Below are 1,129 nucleotides of genomic sequence, written 5' to 3' on the forward strand. Positions count from 1 at the left end.
CGCACGTAGAACGGCCCCGGCGTCACCGCGGCGGCGCGGATCATCGCGCGGGCGGCGACCGCGTCGGCGGGCACGAGCACGCGCATGCCGGGGAGCACTCGCATGAGCGCGATGTCCTCGATCATCTGATGCGAGCCGCCATCCGGACCAACGGTGATGCCCGAGTGCGTCGGCGCGAGCTTCACGTTCAGGTTCGAGTAGCACACGGTGTTGCGGACCTGGTCGTAGGCGCGCCCCGTGGCGAACACGGCGAACGAGCCGGTGAACGCGACGTGGCCGGCGACCGCGAGGCCCGCCGCGACGTCGATCATGTTCTGCTCGGCGACGCCGACGTTGAAGAACCGCTCGGGATACGCCGCCTCGAACTTCGCGGTCGTGGTGGACTTGGACAGGTCGGCGTCGACGGCGACCACCGGGATGCCCTCGGCGGCCAGCTCGACCAGGGTGGCGCCGAACGCCTCGCGCGTCGCCTTCTTCTCGCTCACGACGCCCTCCCCTCGGCCAGCTCGGCCAACGCCGCAGCGGTCTGCTCGGCGCTCGGCGCCTTGCCGTGCCAGTCGGCGTTGCCCTCCATGAACGAGACGCCCTTGCCCTTGACCGTCTTGGCGACGATGCACGCCGGCGCGCCCTGCACGCGCGAGGCGTCATCGAACGCGTGCAGCAGCGCGGCGACGTCGTGGCCGTTGACCACGATGACGCGCCAGCCGAACGCCCGGAACTTCTCCTCGATCTCGCCGAGGTGCATGACGTCGCAGCACGCGCCGTCGATCTGCAGGCCGTTGTGGTCGACGATGGCCACCAGGTTGGTGACATCGTGGTGCGGCGCGAACATCGCCGCCTCCCAGACCTGGCCTTCCTGGCACTCGCCATCCCCGAGCAGGCAGAACACCCGCGAGGTCGTGTTGCCGGCGAGCCGCAAGCCCAGCGCGAGGCCGTTGGCGATCGACAGCCCCTGGCCGAGCGAGCCGGTCGAGACCTCCACGCCCGGGGTCTTCTTGCTGTCCGGATGTCCCTGCAGGATCGAGCCGAGCTTGCGCAGGGTGGCGAGGTGGTCGCGGCCGAAGTATCCGGCCTCGGCCAGCGCGGAGTACAGCACCGGCGCCGCATGGCCCTTCGAGAGCACGAAGCG

2 protein-coding genes are annotated in these 1,129 nt (G+C 70.6%); both read right to left on the reverse strand.

Features of this window, described 5'->3' with window-relative positions:
* The coding region (locus FDZ70_11165; protein TLM65356.1) for a transketolase family protein at nt 1-485 on the reverse strand (485 nt) is incomplete at its 3' end.
* The coding region (locus FDZ70_11170) for a transketolase (GenBank protein TLM65357.1) at nt 482-1,129 on the reverse strand (648 nt) is incomplete at its 5' end. The genes FDZ70_11165 and FDZ70_11170, both read right to left, overlap by 4 nt.

It is taken from the genome of Actinomycetota bacterium, from assembly GCA_005774595.1.
In the GTDB taxonomy this organism is placed as follows: Bacteria; Actinomycetota; Coriobacteriia; order Anaerosomatales; family D1FN1-002; genus D1FN1-002.